General features: G+C 42.9%; 2 protein-coding genes. Both read right to left on the reverse strand.

Translation table 11 applies throughout. The features are described 5' to 3' along the window. Positions 1-25: 25 nt before the first annotated feature. On the reverse strand, positions 26-808 hold the full coding sequence (locus tag PX636_RS09460; protein WP_002795534.1) for a transporter substrate-binding domain-containing protein: 783 nt from the start codon (positions 806-808) through the stop codon (positions 26-28). After that, positions 805-1,510: GGDEF domain-containing response regulator (locus PX636_RS09465; protein ID WP_288116904.1), on the reverse strand; the 706-nt coding region annotated here is incomplete at its 5' end. The genes PX636_RS09460 and PX636_RS09465, both read right to left, overlap by 4 nt.

The following is a 1,510-nucleotide window of genomic DNA, read 5'->3' on the forward strand; positions in this document are numbered from 1 at the left end:
ACCCCACACCCCACACCCCATCACCCTATCTCCCCATTTCCCGAATTCTCAGGGGTAAGCCCCAATAGTTCACCCGTTCTACTAACCAGCCGGTGGATTCTAGCCGCTCGATCGCTTGATTGACGCGTTCTCGGAGACTTTGGTACTGTAAACCTTTAGGGAGAACGACTCCTAGAGCGATCGCACCCAACTGGATCGGTAATTGACGATAATTGGGGAATTGCTGCACCCAACCAGTTAAAAGGCTATTATCAGCCGCAAAAGCGTCTATTTCCCCCGTTTCCAGTAAATTTAAAGCTTCTTGATAGGAAGCAACCCCGCGCAGGGTAGCCTTAGGTAAATGGGAACGCACAAGGGCGATTGTCGTCGAGCCGTTGAGTACGGCGATTCTAGAGTTAGCTAGGTCTTCTAAACGCTGAAATAGCAGGTTTTTCGTCACAAAACCGCTGCTATCGAGGTAATAAAAGGGGCTAAAATCCACTAAGCGCTGACGTGCGGGAGTAATCGCCACACGAGCGATCGCCAAATCCACCCGATCATCAATAACCACCTGTAAACGTTCTTGATTACTAACGGGTTTGAGAATAATAGCAGTATCAGAACCGAGAATTTCTTCAGCTAGACGTTTAGCGATGTCGATTTCCAATCCTTGCAGATTGCCCTGAGAATCAAGGAAAGCGAGGGGAGGGAGATTATTTTTGACAGCGACAATTAATTTTCCCCGGTGTATAATCGTATCGAGATCGGCGCTAAAACTTGGGGCTACACCTAAGAGCAAAAAACCAAGAATAAATAACAAATTTTTCATACTGTTTTACCTAAACTAACTCGATTTCTACCTTGATTTTTAGCGGCGAACATGGCATGATCAGCCCGCTCGATCACCTCTTCCAGATTATTATCTTGAGGGCTAAATGTTGCCACACCGATACTAGCAGTAACTCGCACTTTTTGTTGAGCAAGTTCAATATTTAACTTGTTAATTACTTGACAAATGCGCTGGGCTGTGGTAGCAGCATCTTCAAGATTAGTTTCTGGGAGAATAGCGACAAATTCCTCGCCCCCAAAGCGCCCAAAACTATCCACTTGACGCAGACAGGTTTTAATTGCCCCAGCGACAGTAATTAAAGTTTTGTTTCCCAGGGTATGACCAAAGGTATCGTTAATATGTTTAAAATGGTCGATATCGATGAATAGAACCGAAAAATAACGATGATAACGACGACATCGTTGAAATTCTTTCTCACCTAAGTAGAGAATCTCTCGACGATTATTTACCCCAGTTAGGCTATCAGTTCTGACTAGCTTTTCTAGTTGAGAATTGATATTTTTCAGTTCTTCTTGAGTCTTTTTTAGTTCTAGATGAATTTTAACTCTGGCTAACAGTTCCCAACTATGAAATGGTTTATTTACATAGTCCACAGCCCCAGAATTAAAAGCATTGATAATATCTTCTTTTTCCTTACTATCTGTCACAAAGATAATTGGTATATGAGCGTATAAAGTGTCA

The sequence above is a fragment of the Microcystis sp. M53598_WE2 genome (assembly GCF_030067735.1).
Taxonomy (GTDB): Bacteria; Cyanobacteriota; Cyanobacteriia; order Cyanobacteriales; family Microcystaceae; genus Microcystis; species Microcystis aeruginosa.

Excerpts from the sequence above, each read along its gene's own strand:
- PX636_RS09460 (WP_002795534.1), bottom strand. The coding sequence starts at position 808 with ATGAAAAATTTGTTATTTATTCTTGGTTTTTTGCTCTTAGGTGTAGCC.